Annotated in this window: 1 pseudogene; it reads right to left on the reverse strand. The window is 61.6% G+C overall.

The window, feature by feature from the left end:
- Positions 1–23: 23 nt before the first annotated feature.
- Positions 24–372: pseudogene (locus HX803_RS32160) on the reverse strand (L-cystine ABC transporter ATP-binding protein YecC); the annotation flags it as partial.

Genomic DNA, 372 nt, shown 5'->3' on the forward strand with positions numbered 1-372 from the left:
AGCCCGCTCACTACAGGACGGAGTCAGTGGGCGAGGAATTTGCTCAAAAACTGCTTGGTGCGTTCTTCCTTGGGGTTGGCGAACAGCGCCTTGGCTTCGCCTTGCTCCACGATCACGCCCTTGTCGAAGAAGATCACCCGGTTGGCGACATCGCGGGCAAAACTCATTTCGTGGGTGACGATGACCATGGTGCGGTTTTCTTCGGCGAGGCTGCGGATGGTCGCCAGCACTTCACCCACCAGTTCCGGGTCCAGTGCCGAGGTGGGTTNNCGCCAGGCCAACCCTGGCCAGCAGCTTGCGACCGAGGGCGACCGCTGCGTCGCGGGGCATCTTCTTGACCACGATCGGGCCTTCGATGACGTTTTCCAGCGC

The sequence above is a fragment of the Pseudomonas sp. P7548 genome (assembly GCF_013386585.1).
Classification (GTDB): Bacteria; Pseudomonadota; Gammaproteobacteria; order Pseudomonadales; family Pseudomonadaceae; genus Aquipseudomonas.